The following is a 20,228-nucleotide window of genomic DNA, read 5'->3' as shown; positions in this document are numbered from 1 at the left end:
ACACGACTGCTGCGGACACACTTTTGTGCAACTTTTACTGAGCTAGAGCAATTTCCTGCAGCATTGCTGCAATGGCTTCAACGGAGCCGTTCCACAGCTTCTCGCCAAGATCCCTACTGGCATGGGTTGGGTCACCTATAACGCCTGTTGTGGAGTATTTGCCAAAATCCAGATTGGGATCATCCCATTCCGGTTCACTGCTGCCAGGATTAAAGATCTGCGCTTCCCTAATATCCTCAGGATGTTTATAAAGTCCCAGCGAAGTAGTGAAGCTGTCTGCATGACCACCCGGAATGTCGGGATCAGCATGCCTGCACCAGATCTCATGAAACGGATGGTGGGGAATATCGACCTTGGCTTTCCCCTCATATTCCTGATTGAACCTTACTGCCACATTGCCCAGCAAGTGACCGCCGCAGCCGCGAAAAATAACCAGCTGTCTAAAGCCTTGGTCCACCAGGGAAGTCAGAACAGCGTATATTACATCTTCATAAAGCTTCTGCGGAATATCGATAAAGCCGTATCCAAAGCTGCGGTGCTCCGGCGTAGGTCCAAAAGGAATTGTCGGTATCACCAGGGACTTGACTCCATATCTCAGCTTGGCCTGCTGCGCTGCTTCAATGGACAGTTCTGTGGCCAGCCATGTATCAAAATCAACGGTGGAGTGTGGACCCTGCTGCTCCGTACAGCCCGTCGGAATAATTGCCAGATAACCTTCCGCTGCTTTTTCTTTAATTTCCAAAAAGGTGAGCTTTCCGTATTCGACTGTCATTTGAATTTCCCCTTAGGTTGTCTAATAGTAAATAGTCGAAGCGAGGTGTTTGTTTATGCGCAGATGTTCATTGTGGCTGCCCCTCCTAACCTTTCTTGCCGCAGGCCTTCTTCTGGATTTCCTGATCTATAGCCTTAACAAGAAACGAAGACAGCGCTTTAGCGACATCTGACCCTGAACGAGAAAAGAAGGCTAGCTGCAGCCATCGAAGTGAAGAATAATAGGATTTCTATGCTGGTTCTATATCTTCCGTTTCAGCGAGACGGCAAACTCCGGTTTGGTCTCATAGGCCATGTAGGATACTGTCCCTGCAAAATCCAAATAAGCCTGATAACGCGTGCGGATCGCCGGGCTTGTGATCTTATCCAACACAAGCTCCTTAGCCACCCAGCAGCTTTCCGACGTTTCCTCTGAAACGGCAAGTTCTCCGCCCACCGGCTTACATACATAATCCAGCATTACTTTCGTCGGAACATCGGTGATGCCGTCATGCCATTTGTACATTCCCGTATTCGAATACACTCCGATCAGGTGAGAGACCTCGGTATCTATTCCGCTTTCTTCCTGGATCTCCCGGATGAGCGCATCCATCAGATTCTCTCCGGCCTCCACTTGCCCCCCGGGGAACACCCAGCCACCATGAAATGTTTTGACCAAAAGCACTTCTCCCTGCTCATTCTCCACGATCCCGCCGACAGCCACAATATGAGTTGGCATAGCCATGTTATTGACCTCCCATGATCTTTATAATTGAATATTGCACTGCTCAGCAAATTCATTGACTTTGGACAGCAACGCAGGATAGATCATCGGATAGGTTAACTCTTCCGGTACCTCCGTGAACCCGCATATTTCTTCCATTTCATAAGCCGGCAATTGTCCGAACTTATTAACGGTGGCCAGGTAGAGCTTTCCGAAACTATCCGGCATTGACTCTCCGGTAACCGAATAAATACTTATTGGAAATAACGTATAGTCTTCCGCTCCTGTCTCTTCATACAGTTCTCTTGCCGCTGCTTCATCAGACGTTTCATTCTCGTCAATATGTCCACCTGCAAATTCCCATGTGGTCTGTCCACGCTGCCGAGCTAATATCCACTGCTTATTATGCCTAACGATAATAACGACGTAGGTTAGATTTTCTTCCTTTATTCCCGTCTCGTGTATAGTAACTTTCATTCACAAACATCTCCTTAGACGGCAAAACCGATAGAGTTTTGGTGGATTACCGGATGTGACGTTCCTATTATCTCTGGTTTAAACTATGTATAGAATCCCTTGATATTTTTCCCAACAGCTTCATCCATTATATAATAGAAGCATTCATAAGTCCGTCGGGAAAAGAATCACTCACCACCGTCTTCTCCCCGCTTCTCCTCACCCTTGCCCTGAGCGTTCAATTGCGCCCATATCTCCCGGGTCAAATGTTCACCTTTATAATAGTCCACCCTATTCTCCGTTTCATACAGCTCCTCATACGGCAAAATATTGATTTTCCCGGAGTCAGGGTATTCCGCAACATCCAAGCCGTTATTCGTCCGTAAATCGAGATAGCGGCAAGGCGTCTCTGTATGATTAAACAGCTGATGCGCACCTGATGGACCGGTTTCGAAAAATATCGTATCCCCCTCATGGACTTCCTGTAACCCGTCGGGAGTTCTTAACATAGCACTGCCCGTCAAAATCACAAACAGCTCTTCAGCATTTCTATGAAAGTGATACGGATACGAGTACTTGCCCGGGTCCAATGACCGGATATCAAAAATCAAATGCTTCGATCCTACCATCCCCGCCAGCTTCTCGCTGGTGTGCCAAGCAAATTCCGGAACCGGAGACTGCCTTTGTTTAAAAGAGATGTTCTGTTCATTGAAAATGGTCGCCATGGAATTACTCCCTACGCATAAGTTATTTTAATCCGAGCATAGAGACTATGGAGCAAGTTGTAAGTGAGTAAATTCATATCCCGTGAAAAAAACATTGCCATCCCCTCACATCCTGTGGTATTATAAATTTCGTTGCAGGACGGTAGCTCAGCGGGAGAGCACTATCTTGACAGGGTAGGGGTCATGGGTTCGAACCCCATCCGTCCTATACTGCATCACTACGTAAAACTCCTTATTTTATAAGGAGTTTTTCTTTTTCTATCCCCCACTCGCATTGGGGATGGAATTTTTCGCTTATAAAAACAACCACTCATGTCAGAGTGGTTGTTTTTATAATATTTTATTGACTTCTTTGTATCCTTTTTCAGAAAGGAAACACTTTTGCTCGACTCCCGGTAATGCCTTTTGGGTCTTGATTCACGGATATGATACTCAAACGGATCACTCCAGTATTATTTAAGTAGTTCTTCTGGAACCTCAGGTTGATGCACATACAACGCACTATTTGTATTTGCAATGAATAACGCTACCATCGATAAGCATGTCGCCAAACCAGACACGATTCGAACATTCGCTTTTTTCAACATTTTTACTTCACCTCCTTTCTGGCAATTAATAGACTTAGAGATTGAGCAAAATAACTCACGGCTATAGCAGATGAACAAATTATGACATTTGTAGCAACCAAGACCAGACCGATTATTTTAAGCTTCGGATAGTGACGCTTGGGAATTCTAGTCTGCTTTTCAATCCCAATAGGCGCTAACCACAAGATGATCAAAAAACTGATTGCATTCATAACCTGTACAACTAATAAATTTACGTTAATAAACGATAGCACAGTAAACAACGTCGTAGTAAATATGACACATGCTACACCCGACTTAAGGTGAACACCGCCCGACGATTGCCGTAGTAATGCAAAAGAAACTAATATCGTTAAAGCTTCAGAAAAATTACCTGTGAGCAAAGATATAGCAAGTGTAATGACGATGATAAAAACAACATTTAGCACAACCTCTAATGCATACTTTAGAACCGCTTGCGATGCGGGGTGATCAGGAACAACTTTTTTTATGTTGTAGGCTATCCTCTGAGATATACGATCAATCATTTTCTTTTTCCTTCCCGGTAGAGTAATAGATGAAGAAAATTGAGATCATTAAAAAGAACAATATATTCAAATAAATTTCGTTGTAATATAAAAGAATTGAGATTCCAATTAAGAAAATTATGATGATCGTCGTTAAAAAAATATCTTCTAATTTAAAACGAAGTTTCTCTATGTCAAAAGTAAAGCCTTTTCCTTTTCTGTAGTAGTGCCAAAAAAAGGAGCAAATAACTACGGAGGTGAGTACTTGTAATATGTATCCATTGCTTTTATTCCCTTCTATTGCTCCTATTGAACCGAATAAGATAAGTACAATAACAGTTTGTATGACTGCAAAAATAGCATATCCTGATATAGTTGCAATAACGGACAGTATGAGGGGCATCCTAACAACTGCAGCAAAGAATAATATGAATATTACTATCAATATTAAAGGTGCGATATTGCTCATATCAAGCTCTTTCCTCACCAAATAGCTCTGCAAATTTATAATTAAAGTAACAAACAAGGCTTGCCAAGCATGATGTTTCCACTTGAATCTAAAGAGCGACATAATCAAATAATAAATAGACATGAGTTCAATAGTAGAAAAGAACATGAATAGCATTGGCTCCCATGGCAACACACAACACCGCCTGACATTATTTTCATTCAATGCATTAATTATAAATCCGAAATAGAGTTACCGTATACTACTTATTTACTACGAAATAGGTCCGCTTCCTCATGATAATTGATTGTTACAATATACTCGCTCCTACAAGATATCCTGGAATACACGTCTGAAGCGAAGAAACCCCGCCAGCTCAAAAAGCCCGGCGGGTTATCATATCATTTGGTCAACCATACAAAACCAAGACGGATAAGCTGAACATCAAATATCCATTCAAGAATGGCGTTTATCCATTGAGAGCATCATTTATATATTGAACAAACAATTTGTCCGAGAACAGAACAACCTTATTGTCCTTCGTCAGCATATATATGCTTTTAGCACCCGCGCTTACATACGCAGTAGTCACATAATAATAGGGATTATTTGCCCCTACAAAACACACTTCGATAACATAGTAATTTTGCTTATTGATTGTCTTAATCTCACCATCATCCATAAGATTAGGTTCATTTCCAAGAAGGGATCTAACTTTTTTATCAAGAACTTCTAAAGCTTTTACTCTCAAAGAAACAGCATTCATATTTTCTGAGAAAGCTTTGTCAGAGAAACCTACAACTTGATGGTCTTTATTCAACATGAGGAAAGTTTCTCCATCTACACTGACATACATAGTGGTAACAACATAAGAGTTAAAATATTTTTCATCTCCTATTTCAACATTAAAAGCGTAGTATTTGTTCCCGTTGATGATTTTAATCTCATCGTTGTCGTCAATAGTTAGTTCCTGTGACTGAGATTCTATCTTTGCTTCCAAAACTTCAAGGGCATTACTTCGAGATATACTTTGAAAAGCTCCATCAGAAATAGAATAATAAAGCACTTCACCGTTGTACTTATCAACAAGGTACACACCGTTATTGTAACCGTCCAGATTAACGCTATAGTATCTTAGAAGCTCCTGCCCCTTGATTTTTGCTGTGCTGTTGTCTCCATCTATAAGGTACTTAGCTTTTTGTAATGCTTCAGCTTGCGTTGTAACTACCTCACTAGCCGCATGCTTCGATTCGATAGCTACGGTCTTCCAGACATCTTTCCATACCACATCTGTATTCATTCCTTTGGAAATTAACTCAATGGGCACCATCATGGTATTGTTGATGTTCTGCGGCGGAACCTCAAGAGCAAGCTTCTTCCCGTTCGTATAGGCCGTTTTTTGCCCCAAAGTAAAAGAAACCTCGAAGGAAGCGCTTTCGATCACAATTGGCTTCTTAGCAGACTGGAATTTAATAGTAGCATTTAAAGCTTCACTGACAGCACGCATAGGTACCATTACCCGGCCATTTTTATAAACGGCTGGCTGGTTCATATTTAAAAGCTGACCATTCACCATTACTTTGATTGTCTGATTCATGTCGGCGTGCACATAACTACCTGTGCCAGTTGAAGCCAAAATCAAACACATGATAAATAGCATTCTTTTTACTATATTTCTCATTACGAAAACTCCTTTGTTTCAAAATGATTGACTATGTGTATGTATAATATTTTGCCTAGTGCTTGTATGGTTCTCGTTCACTATTGATCAGCTCATACAACTTCTAAATAATATCGCAAAGACTCCTCATATTTTCTGATCCGTTTATTTTGCGCTCCCTCCCCCTAATTGTTCAATAAGCATACAAAATGTGCCAATATACGTCAAAGAATAAACAAAAACAAACCCGTCAGGACAAGCCCGGCGGGTTATGATACACATGCTCTACATTCAAATCTATCTATTGTTGTTTTTAAAACTAGAAATCTGCAGTAGCAATTTGAATTGAACCTGCAGCAGGACCAGCAGCTGTGGCCTGGAGAGCAGCTGCCAACAGCAAAGCAACTTCCAGCGTGAGGCTATTGACTGGAGGTATTTCATAAGTGATAACAGGAGCATTAACACGTGTAACTACAAGAAGGATCGGAAACGGACCGTTGTTATTAACGGTAATTGTAGCATTTGCTCCATTGTTCAAGTTTTCAAAATAAGATTTACCAACATTGGTAGCCAGAGAGTAAAACTGCTGAGGTAAGAGAATCGACATAAGAATCACCTCCTAGAACTAGATATAGTATTCTATTCTTCCAAAGAATAAATGTAATAGATAAGTGAATCAGTAATAAAATACATTTTACTTTTATTAAATAGTGGTGAAACTATCTTCTATGGCCTAGATTCAATCAAAATTAGATATAAAAAAAGACCCCGCCGCATCCGGCAGAGTCAAATCATTCATGAACCTATCCCACATAGGTAACCGGCTCTTTACGCCAGTACCCGCAGCACATCCTCGATCTTCCTCTGATGCGAAAGCACACCATAATTCATCCAGGCCATAAAATCCACCTCGTACACGTTGCGGTTGCGCACAGCGGGCAGGCTTCTCCACAGCGGAGTATCCAGCAGCTCCCGGCCTTCACCTTCCTGCCGGTCAAAAGTAATGAACAAATGATCCGCCGTCAGGCCTGACAACTCTTCACTTGTTAGGCTCACACGCTTCTGTCCCCGGGTGAGCTGCCGGACCAACGGATGCCGCTGGAGCCCGAGATCCTCATGCAATACGCTTGCTGTATATCCCAGACCCTCACATCCATAGAGAGCAACTCCGCAGGAAGAAATTCGGAGTAACGCTACCGTCTGTCCCCGGACGCTGCGGCTGAGGATCCGCTTCGCCTGCTGGGCCTGCTGCTCATAATGGCCGATGACCTCCTGCACATGTTCCGTTCTGCCGAAGACAGCAGCTGCAGAGCGCAGTGTTGCACGCCAGTCTTCCTGGTGAAACGGGAGTCTGAACAGCGGAGCAATCCGGCGGCACTCACCTAAATGCCAGCGCTGAAAGCCGTCATCCAGCATAATCAGCTCGGGCGTGTAACGGGAAAGCTCCGACCAATCTCCGCGGGAAATATCAAACGTTGGCACCTGCTCCAGACCCAGGTACTCCTGCTTGCCCCACTGGGCATGACAATATTGAGCCACCGGAGTAATGCCCAAAGCCAGCAGATAATCCTCCAGAAAAGGCGCGAATACACGGACCCCATCCTGATGAAGGCTCCTGTATTGACCGGGTGTAACACCTACCGCTCCCTTGAAACGCCGGTTAAAATAATACTCATTGCTATAGCCGGCAGTAAGTGCGATATCATGCAGACGGTCCTTGGTCAGAAGCAGCTGCTGCTGCGCCCGTTCGATACGGAGGGCGTTCAAATGCTCCAAGGGAATCTTGCCGGTAATCTCTTTAAAAAGCTGTGTGTAACGCGCGCGCCCAATGCCTGCAATCTCTGCCAATTGATCGACGGATACCGGTTCACTGTAATGCTCCTGCATATAGTGAATGGAACGTTGTACCGCCTCATGATCATTCTTTGTCTGAACTGCCGGGGAATTGGCTCGCATGATCAGCAGCAGCAGCTCCTGAAAACGGGTATGACCCGCGAACCATTCGATGTCATCGGGGCTCCTGCGGCTATGATAAATGGAATCCAGCAGCAGTGCACATTGTGAAAAAGGTCTGCAGCTTAAGAGACCCGGCTGGAGTATGGCATTCCCGGGCAATTTCTCCTTTCCGCGGTGTCTGCCATCCCCAGTGCCGATAACCTCAAAGGCAAGCCGGTAAAAGCTAAGCCCCCGCTCTCCGGCCTGAATTCTGTTCATAGAACCAGCCTTAATCAGAAAGCCTGCGCCTTTGTCTAAAGGATAACGTCTTTCCTCCGCTTCGAGCCAGCCCTGCCCTTCCGATACTATGATTAATGTGTGCTCCTGAAACACAGCCATTTGTCCGTTTCCCGCAGGGGATTGGGCTAGTGCTTCTATGTTAGTCAAGCTGTATAACAGCTTTTTTTCAGTGCTTTCACTGAGCTGCTCTGCCATTCTCCCGCCCCCTAATTGAGAATCATTTTCATTTCCTTAGTGTAAAACAAAAATGAAAGCCTATCAACCATGCTGTTCAAAGATGTAAAAGATGTTTGACACTTCACCCATGTTATTTTAAAATCTACATGTAAAAACTTTTTTTACACCCATCTAACGAAGAAGGTGGAATTAAATGCAAAATCATATCAAAAAATTTCGAGAGCAAAAAGATATATCACAAGGCAAGTTAGCAGATTTATGCAATGTTAGCAGACAGACCATAAATGCCATTGAAAACAACAAATATGACCCAAGCTTGCAATTAGCCTTTGATATTGCCAAACATTTAGGAGTTAGAATCGATAAGTTATTCTTACAAGAAGGGAGAGAAGAGGTATGAACACCCGAAAAATAGGTGCAATCACAGTAGGGGCAGCCACTCTAATAGTGGTGGCCTTTACCATCTATAAGGTCATTGTTGGAAAAGACGTTGGATTTAACGAAATAATAACAATCGCAACGCTATTAATGATGTTTTTTCCTATGATCACCTGGGGAAGCAAGGCAGACAAAGATGGTATATTTGAGGATGACGAGTTAGGAAAAAAGATTACGGAGAGAAGCTCGAAAATAAGTTACTTTCTTCTTCTTTTTTTTATACTTGGAGCTTTAGTTGCTGATGAAATCGTAAATGAAACAATGAACATTTTTTTATTAGGGGTATTAGGATTAGCAATGATTACATTACCTATTGTTGAGTTTTTAGTGAGTAAGAAGTATCGCTAGCGGGAACGACAGTTCAATAAAAAAGCGGCAGTCCAGGACTTTAATTCTCGTCCATGGCTGCCGCGGTTTCTTTTAGGGGGGTTAGTCTATCAGTTTGCCTGGCGTTTTATTTCACCATTGCTTTCAGCAGATCATCTAGCTTCATCGAATTGGCTGTAATGGCGCCGGACTGCCAGTGGGAGCGTTCCATTCTGTAAATATTCCCGTTCTTCACCGCAGGCAGGTTCTTCCACAACGGGCCACCCAGAATTTTGATTGCTTCCTCGTTCTCCGCAGTGTCCCATCCTCCGTTGTCAGGGAATACAATGATATGATCCGCTTCAAGATCTGGTATCACTTCTTCGGAAATAATGGACTGAAATTCAGTCATCTCCGCAGCCATAGGGACGGGAGTCAGACCAAATTGATCATAGATCACACCCGTAAAGCGGTTTTTGACACCAAATAGCGCAAAGGTTTTCTCAGCAACGTTAAGCCGGATTACAGCTACCTTCTCCTGCCCCAACGCCTGCTGCAGCTTGGCTTTTCCATCCGCCACCTTCTGGTCATACTCCGCAAGTACAGCTTCGCCCTTTTCCGGAATGCCAAGCGCCTCTGCGATAGCTGTGAGCATTTGTCTTGAATCCTGCAGCACTTTCTCCGGCAGACGGAAGGTTGGCGCTACCTTGGAATATTGTTCGTATTTTGCTGCATCTGCTCCTCCGTCGGCAATGATTAAGTCCGGATTTTTTTCCAACAATGCCTCAATGCTCCCGGTAATATCGTATTCCGGCACATCCAGATTCAAATAATCCTGCTTGCCCCAGCTGGGATGATACCATTGCACGACCGGGGTAACGCCTAACGCCTTCAGATAATCCTCCACATAGATCCCTGCCACCCGCTTAGGACTAACGGGGATTTCAACCTCTCCGAATTCCCCGACGACAGTCCGTGTGCCATCTTCGGCTGAAGTATCGGTGCCTGCATCGGTGGATGTATTGCTTGCTGCGGTTGGATTCGCCGCATTCTCTGTTTGAACGTTTTTTCCTCCGGCAGCATTATTATTCGTGCCGCAAGCCGCCAAAGCGGACATTGCCAGTACAAGTACAGCTGTCCAAATACATTTTCGACCCCAACTTGCCATTGATCTCTTCACTCCTATACATCATTGTTATTGATTATCATTCTCAATAATCCTAATGACAATAGTAGCACGTCTTCATCAGCTTTCAATGCACTTTCTCTGCGGCAATCTTATACAAACTTCTAAATTGCATAGTATCTCACGTCGATTTGCAAACTTATGAACAAGCTGAAACGGATAATTTATAGCGTGAAGCATCTAAAAATTCATATAATTTAAAAAACGACCCTGCCAGCAGCTGGCAGAGTCAAGAGTTCATGAACGTATATACTACATACAAGCTGGGGATATCTTCAATTTAACACCTGATTGTTAATAGAGTGTGTGAAGAAATCATGGAATGGATAAATTATCCTTCTAAACTTCTAAATCTAACCAAACGTAGTAGACTATAAATAGAATTCAGGGTGAGCGTATGCATCAAGATGAGTTAGTGTGCAAAGTGTGCGGGGGTACTTCTTTATCCAAAGGTCAAATGGAGGGGCACGCTGTTGTCAGACCCATGAACAAACCTTTTTCCTTTGGCTCTAAACTTATCCTTACCCTCTGCACACAGTGTGGAGAAGTCGCATCCATATAGGGTTGAAAAATTCGATAAATTCTAAGCGGACCTCAAACCAAGAAAGCCCTCCGTAGTTTGGAGAGGCTTTCTTGGGTTTGTAGCTAACAATGGCGGATGTTCATTGCAGTGGCTTCAGTTGTTTAATTTCTTCTACCGTCAGGCCAGATGCTTCAGCGATTACAGGCAGATCAACGCCGAGTCCAAGGAGCTTCCGCGCAATCTCTCTTTTCGCCTGAGCTTCACCTTCAGCCTTTCCTTCAGCTTTTCCTTTTGCTTTTCCTTCAGCAACACCTTCAGTGAACCCTCTAGTCTTCGCCGTTTCATACATTGAAGCTTCATCATGTAAATATTTTTGGCGATCTTCATACTGTCTGCGGGCTTCCTCATTCTGACTTAAGAACTCCAGCGTATTCATAGCCTTCTTTAGTATAGGCTCATTCATTGTCAGCACCTCCCATTTGGATTGATCTGCGCCTTTCAAAAAGAGCAACCAATTCGCAAGACCGCCTTGCTCCAGCGAAACGATTTGCTCATCTAGCTTCGGAAGTTCCAAAAAATGAATTTCAATGTCTTCAATCAGAGAAATTCCGGTCCGGTCTTCACGCAGATGAAACACGTTATGATACATCTCATTGGGCAGCAATGTATAGTTTAGGATATTAATAGTCACACAACGCTTCAATTGGCTATAAGACTGGCTTTCCTGTAATTGGCTGGAGTATTGTTTACTCCAATAGAACAAAGTTCTCTTCTCTGTATCATATTTATTAAACAATTGCATCTCGATATTAATGATTTCGCCTTCTGTTGTTCTAGCACGAATGTCCAGTATAGACTGCTTATCGCGAGGAGAATCTTTGTCAGTGTACGGGTTAAGTAGAATGATCTCGCTTAGTGGCGGCTTCCCAGCCTCAGCAAATGTCCGGTTAAGGAAAGCGATTAGTACATCACGGTTCTCTTCACTGCCAAATATACGTTTGAACAAAAAATCATTGCGCGGATCAAGTAGCTCCATCTTGACATCTCCGTTCTTGTTCATTATAACATTATCGCTTCCAGTTGCGTATGTTCTATGTAATCCCCGACCATCTCCACATATGTGTTCCTGTACTTACTTCCCTCAATGGCGGCAGCTTCCAGGTCGTTCAGCCCCCCCTTTTTTACAGATTTAGGATTTAAAGATAATATAACCTTGATACTAACAAACAAACGTTCGTATATCAAGACATGTTTTGAGGATGCTTTTCCTCTTGATACTTACTGTCTATCCTATCCATATTCTGAACACAAATAGAGCAACCTCGGGGTTGATCCAGTTTGTTTTATCCGTATGTTTCTCTGTTTACGCCTATAATAACGAATATTCGAACTCTACTTTATGCCTGATTGGATTCACACCATACCAGGCCAACGGAATCGACGACTTCAGCTTTCGCACCGCTTCTTTCGTGATTCATCTCTTCAAAAAGCATTCGCTGTCCCCCTATTCTCCTGATTGAAGCTGCCAAATTAGTTCTAGCTTAAAAAGAGCTTCCCCGCAAGGCAAAATTCTTTAACCGGGTGATTGATTTCTGTAGCGATTTATTTTACAATGAACTCATAAACGCGCGTTTATTTAAAGGGGGCACTATGCGCAGCGAAGATATTGCTAAGCTCGCCGGGGTATCCCGTAGTACGGTATCCCGCGTGATCAACAACTATTCCAATGTCCCTGAAGAGACCCGGGCCAAGGTGCTGAAGGTTATTGAACAGCATCAATACGAGCCAAACAGCTTTGCCCGGGCTCTGGCCGGCAAGAAGACCGATACGATCGGCCTTTTCGCCATCAGCATGAACGAGAAGGAGAATGCAACCCGGATCTATCAGAACAATTACTTCGCGCCTTTCGTCGATGCCGTAGTCGACACGTCGAATGCCCGCGGCTGTTATGTGCTGATTCATACCGTATACTCTCCCGACGATTTCCTGAAGGTTAAGCAGGCTTTCCTGCAGAAACGGATTGACGGCGGCATTATCGTCGGCACCCAGAAGGATATTGATATCGTACGGGAAATGGTTGGACTTGAATCCCCGCTAGTGCTGATCGATTATGACATTTCGGAGATTATGTCGGAGCATCTGGACCGCAATCATCTGGCCATTGTGAACTCCAAGGACTATGAGGGCACTGTCGAAGCCATCGAGTACTTGATCGGCCTTGGCCATGAAGAAGTTGGCATGATCTGCGGACGAATGAACACGTACTCCGGACGGGAACGCTATATGGCATACGAGGATACGTTGAAGCGGCATGGATTGCAGCTCAATGAGAACTTCATCCTGCAGGGTGATTTCCTGAAGGAGAAGGCCTACGAAGAGGTTAAGAAGCTGCTGGAGTCCGGCGGCCCATTGCCTACAGCCTTCTTCTCGTCCAATGATGACATGGCTATCTCAGCGATGGAAGCGTTCTCCGAACACGGAGTATCCGTGCCTGAGGATATGTCCATTGCCGGATTCGATGATGTGCAGCTTGCCTCGCGCATTCATCCCAAGCTGACCTCCGTACGTCTGCCGATTTACGAAATGTCCAAGGCCGCTGTCGAGAAAGTGATCGAGCTGTGCGATTCCGCTCAGCCGACCTTTAGCACCATCAGCTTCCCGGCCAGGCTGGTCGAAAGAGACTCCTGCCTGCCGCCGAAGAAGTAAGGCTCCTGCAAGAATGCTGCATCATCCGTCCAGCGTATACCATTTCGCTGGATGTACCAGCATTTCTTTAAGGAGTGGCAATCATTATTATAATGTTATGCAGGAAAATCCCTTTGCCCCGAGGGAATTTTTTCTCAGCTCTATAAACGCGCGTTCACAATTGAAAGGAGACTTTCCTCTTATGAAATTCGGAACTTTTGACGACACTCGTAAAGAGTACGTAATCAACACCCCTAAAACACCTTATCCATGGATCAACTACCTCGGTAACGAGCAATTTTTCGGCCTTATCTCTAATACTGCCGGTGGTTACACCTTCTATCGCGATGCCCGGATGAGAAGATTGACCCGCTACCGGTATAACAATATTCCGCTGGATACAGGCGGACGTTACTACTATCTGTATGACGACGGCGATTTCTGGACCCCGGGCTGGATGCCGGTCAAACGCGACCTCGATTTCTACGAGTGCCGCCACGGTCTTGGCTATACTTCCATCACCGGCGAACGCAACGGTATTTCTGTGAACCAGCTCGCTTTTGTACCGATGGGCCACAATGCCGAAGTTCACCGCCTTGTTGTGAAGAACACCGGATCTGCTAAGAAATCGGTGAAGCTGTTCTCTTTTGCCGAGTTCTGTCTGTGGAATGCCCAGGATGATATGACCAACTTCCAGCGTAATCTGAGCACTGGTGAGGTTGAAGTCAAGGATTCCGTAATCTATCACAAAACAGAATACCGTGAGCGCAGAAACCACTATGCCTTCTATTCTGTAAATAAAGAAATCGCCGGCTTTGATACCGACCGCGAATCCTTCGTGGGTATGTATAATGGTCTGGATGCTCCACAAGCAGTAGCTGCCGGGGAAGCAACCAACTCCGTAGCCAGCGGCTGGTCGCCAATCGGCTCTCATGCACTGGAAATCGCGCTGGAACCAGGCGAAGAGCAAAGCTTCATCTTCGTACTCGGCTATATCGAGAACCCGGAAGATGAGAAATGGGAATCCCTGAATGTCATCAATAAAAAACCGGCGCAGGCTGTCATCGAGCAATTCGCTACAGACGCTCAAGTGGATGCTGCTCTGGCTGTTCTGGCTGCACACTGGGATAACCTGCTGTCCAAATATCAGATCACAAGCGGCGACGACAAGCTGAACCGTATGGTTAACATCTGGAACCCATATCAATGTATGGTTACCTTCAACATGTCCCGCTCCGCTTCCTACTTCGAATCCGGGATTGGCCGCGGTATGGGCTTCCGCGATTCCAACCAGGACTTGCTCGGATTTGTACACCAAATTCCTGAGCGCGCCAAAGAGCGTATTCTGGATATCGCCGCTACCCAGTTCGAAGACGGCAGCGCGTATCACCAGTACCAGCCGCTCACCAAAAAAGGCAACAACGAAGTCGGCACAGGCTTTAACGATGATCCGCTTTGGCTGATCCTGGGAACGGCTGCCTACATTAAGGAAACCGGCGACACTTCCATTCTGGATGAGCAGGTTCCTTTCGACAGCAACCCGGACAACACTGCTACCCTGTTCGAGCACTTGAAACGCTCCTTCGAGCATGTCACCAACAATCTCGGACCTCATGGCCTGCCGCTGATCGGCCGCGCGGACTGGAATGACTGCCTGAATCTTAACTGCTTCTCTACCGAGCCAGGCGAATCGTTCCAGACGACTGCCAACATCGAAGGCCGTGTAGCGGAATCCGTCTTTATCGCCGGTCTGTTCGTCTTTGTTGGACCGGACTATGCGGAAATTTGCCGCATGCGCGGACTTAACGATGTTGCTGCGGATGCCGTAGCCAAGATCGACAACATGCGTGAAATCACGCTGACCCATGGCTTCGACGGTGACTGGTTCCTGCGCGCTTACGACCACTACGGCGACAAGATCGGCAGCAAAGAAAACGAAGAAGGCCAAATCTTCATCGAACCGCAAGGCATTTGCGTAATGGCAGGTATCGGCGTGGAAGACGGTCAAGCGGCCAAAGCTTTGACTTCCGTTGAGGAACGTCTGGACACAGATTATGGTATCGTGCTGCAGCAGCCGCCATACTCCAAGTACTACCTGAACCTGGGTGAAATTTCTACGTATCCGCCGGGCTACAAAGAAAATGCCGGTATTTTCTGCCACAACAACCCATGGATCATGATTGCTGAAACGGTACTGGGACACGGAGACAGAGCATTCGATATCTATAAGAAAATCGCTCCGGCTTACCTGGAAGACATCAGCGAAGTTCACCGGATGGAACCTTATGTGTACTCGCAAATGATCGCTGGTAAAGATGCCGTACGCCACGGGGAAGCGAAAAACTCCTGGCTGACGGGTACCGCTGCCTGGAACTATGTAGCCATTACCCAATCCATTCTCGGTATCCAGGCTGATTTCGCCGGTCTGAAAGTAGATCCTTGTATCCCTGCTGAGTGGGACGGATTCGAAATTACCCGCGTCTTCCGTGGAGATACTTATGTAATCACTATTAAGAACCCTAACCATGTCTCTAAAGGCGTAGCCAGCCTCACTCTCGACGGCGCCGCTGTAGAAGGAAACATCATCGCTCCTGTTGGCGACGGTGCAGTGCACCAAGTGGTAGTTGAGCTGGGCTAAATAGCTGCCGTGACAACATTTTAACCGCTTGTTTATTAAACGGATCTCGTCTTTGCAAAAAGACGGGGCCTGTTTTTTGTGGGAAGCTCACTTTCCGGTTCACAAAAAGATACAGTAATGCCGTTACCACCAATCCAAGGACAATGTTCTAAAAAAAAGCAACCCAATACATCCGCCATACTAGCGGGGTGCATTTGGGTTGCTTTCCTCTTAGATAACGTGCTGCAGCTTAAGCCTTGCCCTCCGGTATCCACACCTTCATCTCTCCGCTGCCGCGGTTGCCCCACAGATAATAAGGGACAGCTGTAACCTTAACGGATTCCAGCGGTGCTTTCTCCCTGCTGTACAGCCCTCCGCTCCAGCCGGACGGATTGACACGGAAGCCGGTTCCTTCAACGACTACGGCTCCGCCAAGCAGCGAGTCCTTAAAGACCTCTGCGAACTCCCCTGTCTCGTTCAGGGAGATAGAGCTCAGCGGCTCACTGTTATCGGTTGCCTCGAGGCAATAGACGAGCGGTCCCCGCTGAATAGCAGTTTTCTGCGCATCAGCCCGCAGCTCGGGATGGGCATAAACTCGGTGCGCTTCCATCGGAATGCTTACCTCTATGGTATCCCCGGCAGACCACACTCTGCGGATCACCCGGTATCCCAGTTCCCGGTCTGCTGTAGGATCCAGCACTTCGCCATTGACGCTAATCTCCATGCTGCTGCTCCAGGAAGGGACCCGCAAGGCAATGCCGAATTCTGCAGCTTCTGCCGGATTAACCTTCAGCGATACCTTGCCTTTCCATGGGTAATTACTCTCTTGGCTAACCTTAACCTCCGTTCCGCCAAGCGTACCCTTCCATTCACTGCCAATGTACAGATTAGTGTGCAGTGTGTTCCCGTGAACCGTGTAAATATATTGGTTCAGCGAAGTCAGCAGCCGGGCTACATTGGGCGGACAGCAGGCGCAGCCGAACCAGCCCTGCCGCTCCGCCTTCACATGATGTTTGCCCGGATTGCAGCTGCAGGCCTGCGGCCATACCTCCAGCGGATTGACATAGAAATAATGCTTGCCGTCCTGCGCCATGGACCCCAGCACATTATTATAGAGCGCCCGCTCCATCACGTCCGCATACCGGGCTTCCGGGGCTAACTCCAGCATCCGCCGGGCAAAAAAGATCAGGCCAATGGAAGCGCAGGTTTCCGCATATACAGTATCGTTGGGCAGATCATAATCGAAGGTGAAAGCCTCCCCGTGATGGGTGGAACCGATTCCCCCTGTAATATACATCTGCTTATCTGTCATGTTGTTCCACAGCCTCACACAAGCATCGCGCAACGCGTCATCATCTTTAAGTCTCGCGAGGTCAGCCATTGCTGAATACATATAGACTGCACGTACAGAATGCCCTACCGCTTCGCTCTGCTCACGGACCGGAATATGCGCCTGATTATAGGCTGGATCGAGATGGTCAGTTTGCCCGCTCCAGTGCGTGATCCGCCCCCGGCTCTCCCACTCCTGCCGCAGGAAATTCGGTTCCTGGCCGCGCTCGTCGATAAAAAAGCTGCTGAGCTTCAAATATTTCTCTTCACCAGTAAGACGGTACAGCTTGACCAGTGCCAGTTCAATCTCCTGATGCCCGTCATAGCCTTTCAGCTTGCCTTCCTCCGGTCCAAAGACCGAGTCGATATGATCGACCATCCTGCGCATAATATTTAGCAGCTTGTCTTTGCCTGTAGCCTCGTAATACGCAACCGCAGCCTCGATAAAATGTCCGGCGCAGTACAGCTCATGGCAATCCTGCAGATTGGTCCAGCGTTTGCCCGGCTCCTTGATTGTGAAATAGGTATTGAGATATCCATCCGGCTGCTGCGCTTCGCCGATCAGGTCGATAACTTCATCTGCCTGCCGCTCCAGTATGGGATCACGCTTAAGGCTCAGGGAGTAAGCTACTGCCTCCAGCCACTTCGCCACATCGCTATCCTGAAACACCCAGCCGTGAAACTCTCCTTCCTTTCTCCCTGCGGCAATCTCGAAATTGGCAATCGCATGACTGGGCTCTGCGTCCGGTACCCGGTCATGCAGCGCCTCATATTGGTACGGAATGACTACATCCTGCGCCAGCCTGATGTAACGTCCCCAGAATTCATCCTGAATCTTTACCGATTGCTGCTTGTCTGTCTGCTGCGTTTTAATAGTTCTGCTCATTTGCCTCTTCCCCTCCGCTAGATTTCATTCTCGCTATTAGCAATTATAGAGGGTAGAATAAATAAAAAATACAATCATAAGCAACCCTGTTTTTGTACTATTTCACACTCAAGATTACGAATGACACCAGAACTGCAGGCTGCCGACAATTTGCTTTGAAAGGAGTAATCATGACATTCAGTCCTTCTTATATCCATCTGGCTGCTCCGCCGTTCCCCTACTTTCTGGAATGCGACCGCACTGTATATCAGCCGGGGGATCAGCACCCGAACCGCAACCGTATGGGGAAGTTCGATCTGATTATTGTAGAACAGGGCACCCTGTTCATTGGCGAAGATGAGAAAGAATGGGAGGTTGCGGCCGGGCACACTTTGCTGCTGCTGCCAGACCGTTATCACTACGCTGTCAAACCTTGCGAGGAGATCACCACGTTTGTATGGATCCATTTTCACACGGTGGGGGAATGGATTGAAGCCGAGGGCGATCCGGTGTATGCCGGCCGTGAAGCACATTTCCAGCAGTTTCTCACACATCCGTACACGATCCGTGTACCGCAATTCGGTCCGCTCCCGGACCCCTTTGAGCGGAGCGGGCAGGCGGAGCTGCTCCTGCAGCTGAGCCGGGACAGACGGTCAAGCGCGGTATGGCAGCAACAGCGGATCTTTGAGGAGATGCTGCGGATGATGGATCTTGCGCAGCAGGACGCTGCAGGCAGCCATGCTGCCGAGATTGCGGAGCAGACGGAAGCCTACATCCGCAACCATTACGCAGAGGCGCTCACCAATGGCTCGCTCGCGGATGCCCTCCATTTTCACTATAACTATCTCGCCCGCTGCATGAAGCGCGTCTATGGGCTGACGCCGATGGAATATTTGACGGATTACCGCCTGGAGCAGGCCAAGCTGCTGCTGCTCAAGACAGAGATCCCCATTTCCGGGATTGCGGAGCGCACAGGCTTCGAGAGCGCTGCCTACTTCTCACGGCGTTTTGCCCGCAAAGTCGGCATCTCACCGCTGCGCTTCCGCAAGCGTTATTCACGGTAAGCCGAATCACTCATTAGCGAGAGCACGAAACTCATACAACTCCCGGCTGTAGGACAGTTCCCCGATACGGACACAATTAGGGGTGTATTCTCTAATCTGCCCGCCAAACTCCAGAATATCATCTTTTATTTCTTTCACGGCGACCGCCACTTTGACTTCTGACAGCGCGGCCGCCAGCAAATCAATATCGCTCTCCAGCACTTTATATGTATAGTCCATCCAACCTTCACCCGCCTTGCTGACTTTATGCATTTAATCGTAATCTTTACTATTAATATATATTGTTTGGCTGTCCTGTACAAGTCTTAATTGCTTAAATCAACCCTTCCTTCGAATAAAACAGAGGATGCCGGACAACCTAACTTCACGTTTCACCACCTTATCAGTGAAGGAGTTTTGCAACGATGGGAGTTCTAAACGGCAATCCCAAAGACGAACCGCTGCACTATGGCGAAATATTTAATCTATGGCAATTTTCCGCTACCGCCAAAATGTCATTATCCACCTTACAGGCATTTCATTATCACGCTGGCGATCAGGATCTGAAAAAAATAATTGATGATCTCATGGACCAGTCGCAGCAGGAAATAAAAGATTGCGACAAGCTGCTGAAGACCCATGGCTTCACACCGCCCCCTGCACTGCCCGACCGCCCCTCCGTTAAGCTCGATGAGATTCCTGCCGGAGCCCGTTTCTCCGATCCGGAAATCGCCGCTTCCCTTGCTGGCGCAGTTTCCCTGAGCCTAGTCGTATGCAGCCAGATTATGGGGACTTCCATCCGTGAGGATATCGGGGCCATGTTTATGAAAAATCATGCGCAAATGGCCGCTTTAGGAATGGCTGTGCTGAAATTGAATAAAAAGAAGGGCTGGCTCGTACCTCCGCCGCTGCAGCTCAAAAAGCCGGAGCCTGCTTTGGTCTAGTAATATCCCCGTCCCGTCTAATCC

The 20,228-nt window shown here is 46.7% G+C and carries 20 protein-coding genes and 1 tRNA gene; 7 read left to right on the top strand and 14 right to left on the bottom strand.

What is annotated here, in order from left to right; genetic code table 11:
* Positions 1-34: 34 nt before the first annotated feature.
* The 4 genes from H70357_RS14075 to H70357_RS14060 form a co-directional block, all read right to left on the bottom strand.
* Entirely contained in the window at positions 35-772 is a 738-nt protein-coding gene (locus H70357_RS14075) for a creatininase family protein (protein ID WP_038590386.1), read from the bottom strand.
* 240 nt (positions 773-1,012) lie between these two features.
* Positions 1,013-1,495 (bottom strand): NUDIX hydrolase, encoded by a 483-nt coding sequence (locus H70357_RS14070; protein WP_038590382.1) that lies wholly within the window; start codon positions 1,493-1,495, stop codon positions 1,013-1,015.
* A gap of 21 nt (positions 1,496-1,516) precedes the next feature.
* A complete protein-coding gene (locus H70357_RS14065; RefSeq protein ID WP_038590379.1) occupies positions 1,517-1,951 on the bottom strand; it encodes an NUDIX hydrolase in 435 nt (144 codons plus the stop codon).
* 167 nt (positions 1,952-2,118) lie between these two features.
* Positions 2,119-2,655: a cupin domain-containing protein gene (locus H70357_RS14060; RefSeq protein ID WP_052092022.1), complete on the bottom strand. Its 537-nt coding sequence runs from the start codon at positions 2,653-2,655 to the stop codon at positions 2,119-2,121.
* A 136-nt stretch (positions 2,656-2,791) separates the two neighbouring features.
* Between H70357_RS14060 and H70357_RS14055 the strand changes: the two genes are divergently transcribed.
* A tRNA-Val gene (locus H70357_RS14055) sits at positions 2,792-2,863 on the top strand.
* 244 nt (positions 2,864-3,107) lie between these two features.
* Here the strand turns inward: H70357_RS14055 and H70357_RS35295 are convergent.
* The 6 genes from H70357_RS35295 to H70357_RS14030 form a co-directional block, all read right to left on the bottom strand.
* A complete protein-coding gene (locus tag H70357_RS35295) occupies positions 3,108-3,242 on the bottom strand; it encodes a cyclic lactone autoinducer peptide (protein ID WP_081965804.1) in 135 nt (44 codons plus the stop codon).
* A gap of 2 nt (positions 3,243-3,244) precedes the next feature.
* The gene (locus H70357_RS14050; protein ID WP_038590376.1) at positions 3,245-3,769 is read right to left on the bottom strand and encodes an accessory gene regulator ArgB-like protein; all 525 of its coding nucleotides are present in this window, start codon (positions 3,767-3,769) and stop codon (positions 3,245-3,247) included.
* Positions 3,762-4,391, bottom strand: a complete 630-nt coding sequence (locus H70357_RS14045) for a hypothetical protein (RefSeq protein ID WP_156130866.1) — start codon at positions 4,389-4,391, stop codon at positions 3,762-3,764. The genes H70357_RS14050 and H70357_RS14045 overlap by 8 nt, the downstream gene beginning before the upstream one ends.
* 274 nt (positions 4,392-4,665) lie before the next feature.
* Entirely contained in the window at positions 4,666-5,877 is a 1,212-nt protein-coding gene (locus H70357_RS14040) for a copper amine oxidase N-terminal domain-containing protein (protein WP_038590373.1), read from the bottom strand.
* Positions 5,878-6,175: 298 nt separating this feature from the next.
* On the bottom strand, positions 6,176-6,463 hold the full coding sequence (locus tag H70357_RS14035) for a hypothetical protein (RefSeq protein WP_038590370.1): 288 nt from the start codon (positions 6,461-6,463) through the stop codon (positions 6,176-6,178).
* 221 nt (positions 6,464-6,684) lie between these two features.
* Entirely contained in the window at positions 6,685-8,286 is a 1,602-nt protein-coding gene (locus H70357_RS14030) for a helix-turn-helix domain-containing protein (protein ID WP_052092020.1), read from the bottom strand.
* Between the two features lie 175 nt (positions 8,287-8,461).
* On the opposite strand from H70357_RS14030, the gene H70357_RS14025 reads away from it, so the two are divergent.
* Positions 8,462-8,668, top strand: coding sequence for a helix-turn-helix transcriptional regulator (locus H70357_RS14025; protein WP_038590367.1), 207 nt, complete (start codon positions 8,462-8,464; stop codon positions 8,666-8,668).
* A complete protein-coding gene (locus H70357_RS14020; protein WP_038590364.1) occupies positions 8,665-9,054 on the top strand; it encodes a hypothetical protein in 390 nt (129 codons plus the stop codon). The genes H70357_RS14025 and H70357_RS14020 overlap by 4 nt, the downstream gene beginning before the upstream one ends.
* Before the next feature lie 106 nt (positions 9,055-9,160).
* On the opposite strand, the gene H70357_RS14015 is transcribed toward H70357_RS14020, so the two are convergent.
* Complete coding sequence (locus tag H70357_RS14015) at positions 9,161-10,180, bottom strand: ABC transporter substrate-binding protein (protein ID WP_038590361.1); 1,020 nt, start codon at positions 10,178-10,180, stop codon at positions 9,161-9,163.
* Between the two features lie 680 nt (positions 10,181-10,860).
* Positions 10,861-11,757: an Rpn family recombination-promoting nuclease/putative transposase gene (locus tag H70357_RS14010; protein ID WP_038599518.1), complete on the bottom strand. Its 897-nt coding sequence runs from the start codon at positions 11,755-11,757 to the stop codon at positions 10,861-10,863.
* Between the two features lie 614 nt (positions 11,758-12,371).
* Here H70357_RS14010 and H70357_RS14000 point away from each other — a divergent pair.
* Positions 12,372-13,427, top strand: coding sequence for a LacI family DNA-binding transcriptional regulator (locus tag H70357_RS14000; RefSeq protein ID WP_038590355.1), 1,056 nt, complete (start codon positions 12,372-12,374; stop codon positions 13,425-13,427).
* Between the two features lie 181 nt (positions 13,428-13,608).
* Positions 13,609-16,044, top strand: coding sequence for a glycoside hydrolase family 94 protein (locus tag H70357_RS13995; protein WP_038590352.1), 2,436 nt, complete (start codon positions 13,609-13,611; stop codon positions 16,042-16,044).
* 229 nt (positions 16,045-16,273) lie between these two features.
* Here H70357_RS13995 and H70357_RS13990 read toward each other — a convergent pair whose 3' ends face one another.
* A complete protein-coding gene (locus H70357_RS13990) occupies positions 16,274-18,238 on the bottom strand; it encodes a glycoside hydrolase family 127 protein (RefSeq protein WP_052092019.1) in 1,965 nt (654 codons plus the stop codon).
* Positions 18,239-18,408: 170 nt separating this feature from the next.
* Here H70357_RS13990 and H70357_RS13985 point away from each other — a divergent pair, with 170 nt between their 5' ends.
* A complete protein-coding gene (locus tag H70357_RS13985; protein ID WP_038590349.1) occupies positions 18,409-19,281 on the top strand; it encodes a helix-turn-helix domain-containing protein in 873 nt (290 codons plus the stop codon).
* Positions 19,282-19,287: 6 nt separating this feature from the next.
* On the opposite strand, the gene H70357_RS13980 is transcribed toward H70357_RS13985, so the two are convergent.
* A complete protein-coding gene (locus tag H70357_RS13980) occupies positions 19,288-19,500 on the bottom strand; it encodes a hypothetical protein (RefSeq protein ID WP_038599512.1) in 213 nt (70 codons plus the stop codon).
* A gap of 185 nt (positions 19,501-19,685) precedes the next feature.
* Between H70357_RS13980 and H70357_RS13975 the strand changes: the two genes are divergently transcribed.
* On the top strand, positions 19,686-20,204 hold the full coding sequence (locus H70357_RS13975; protein WP_038590347.1) for a DUF3231 family protein: 519 nt from the start codon (positions 19,686-19,688) through the stop codon (positions 20,202-20,204).
* Positions 20,205-20,228 lie beyond the last annotated feature (24 nt).

Source organism: Paenibacillus sp. FSL H7-0357, from assembly GCF_000758525.1.
In the GTDB taxonomy this organism is placed as follows: Bacteria; Bacillota; Bacilli; order Paenibacillales; family Paenibacillaceae; genus Paenibacillus_AQ.
Note: the sequence above shows the minus strand (reverse complement) of the source record. Positions and strands in the feature narration are given on the sequence as shown.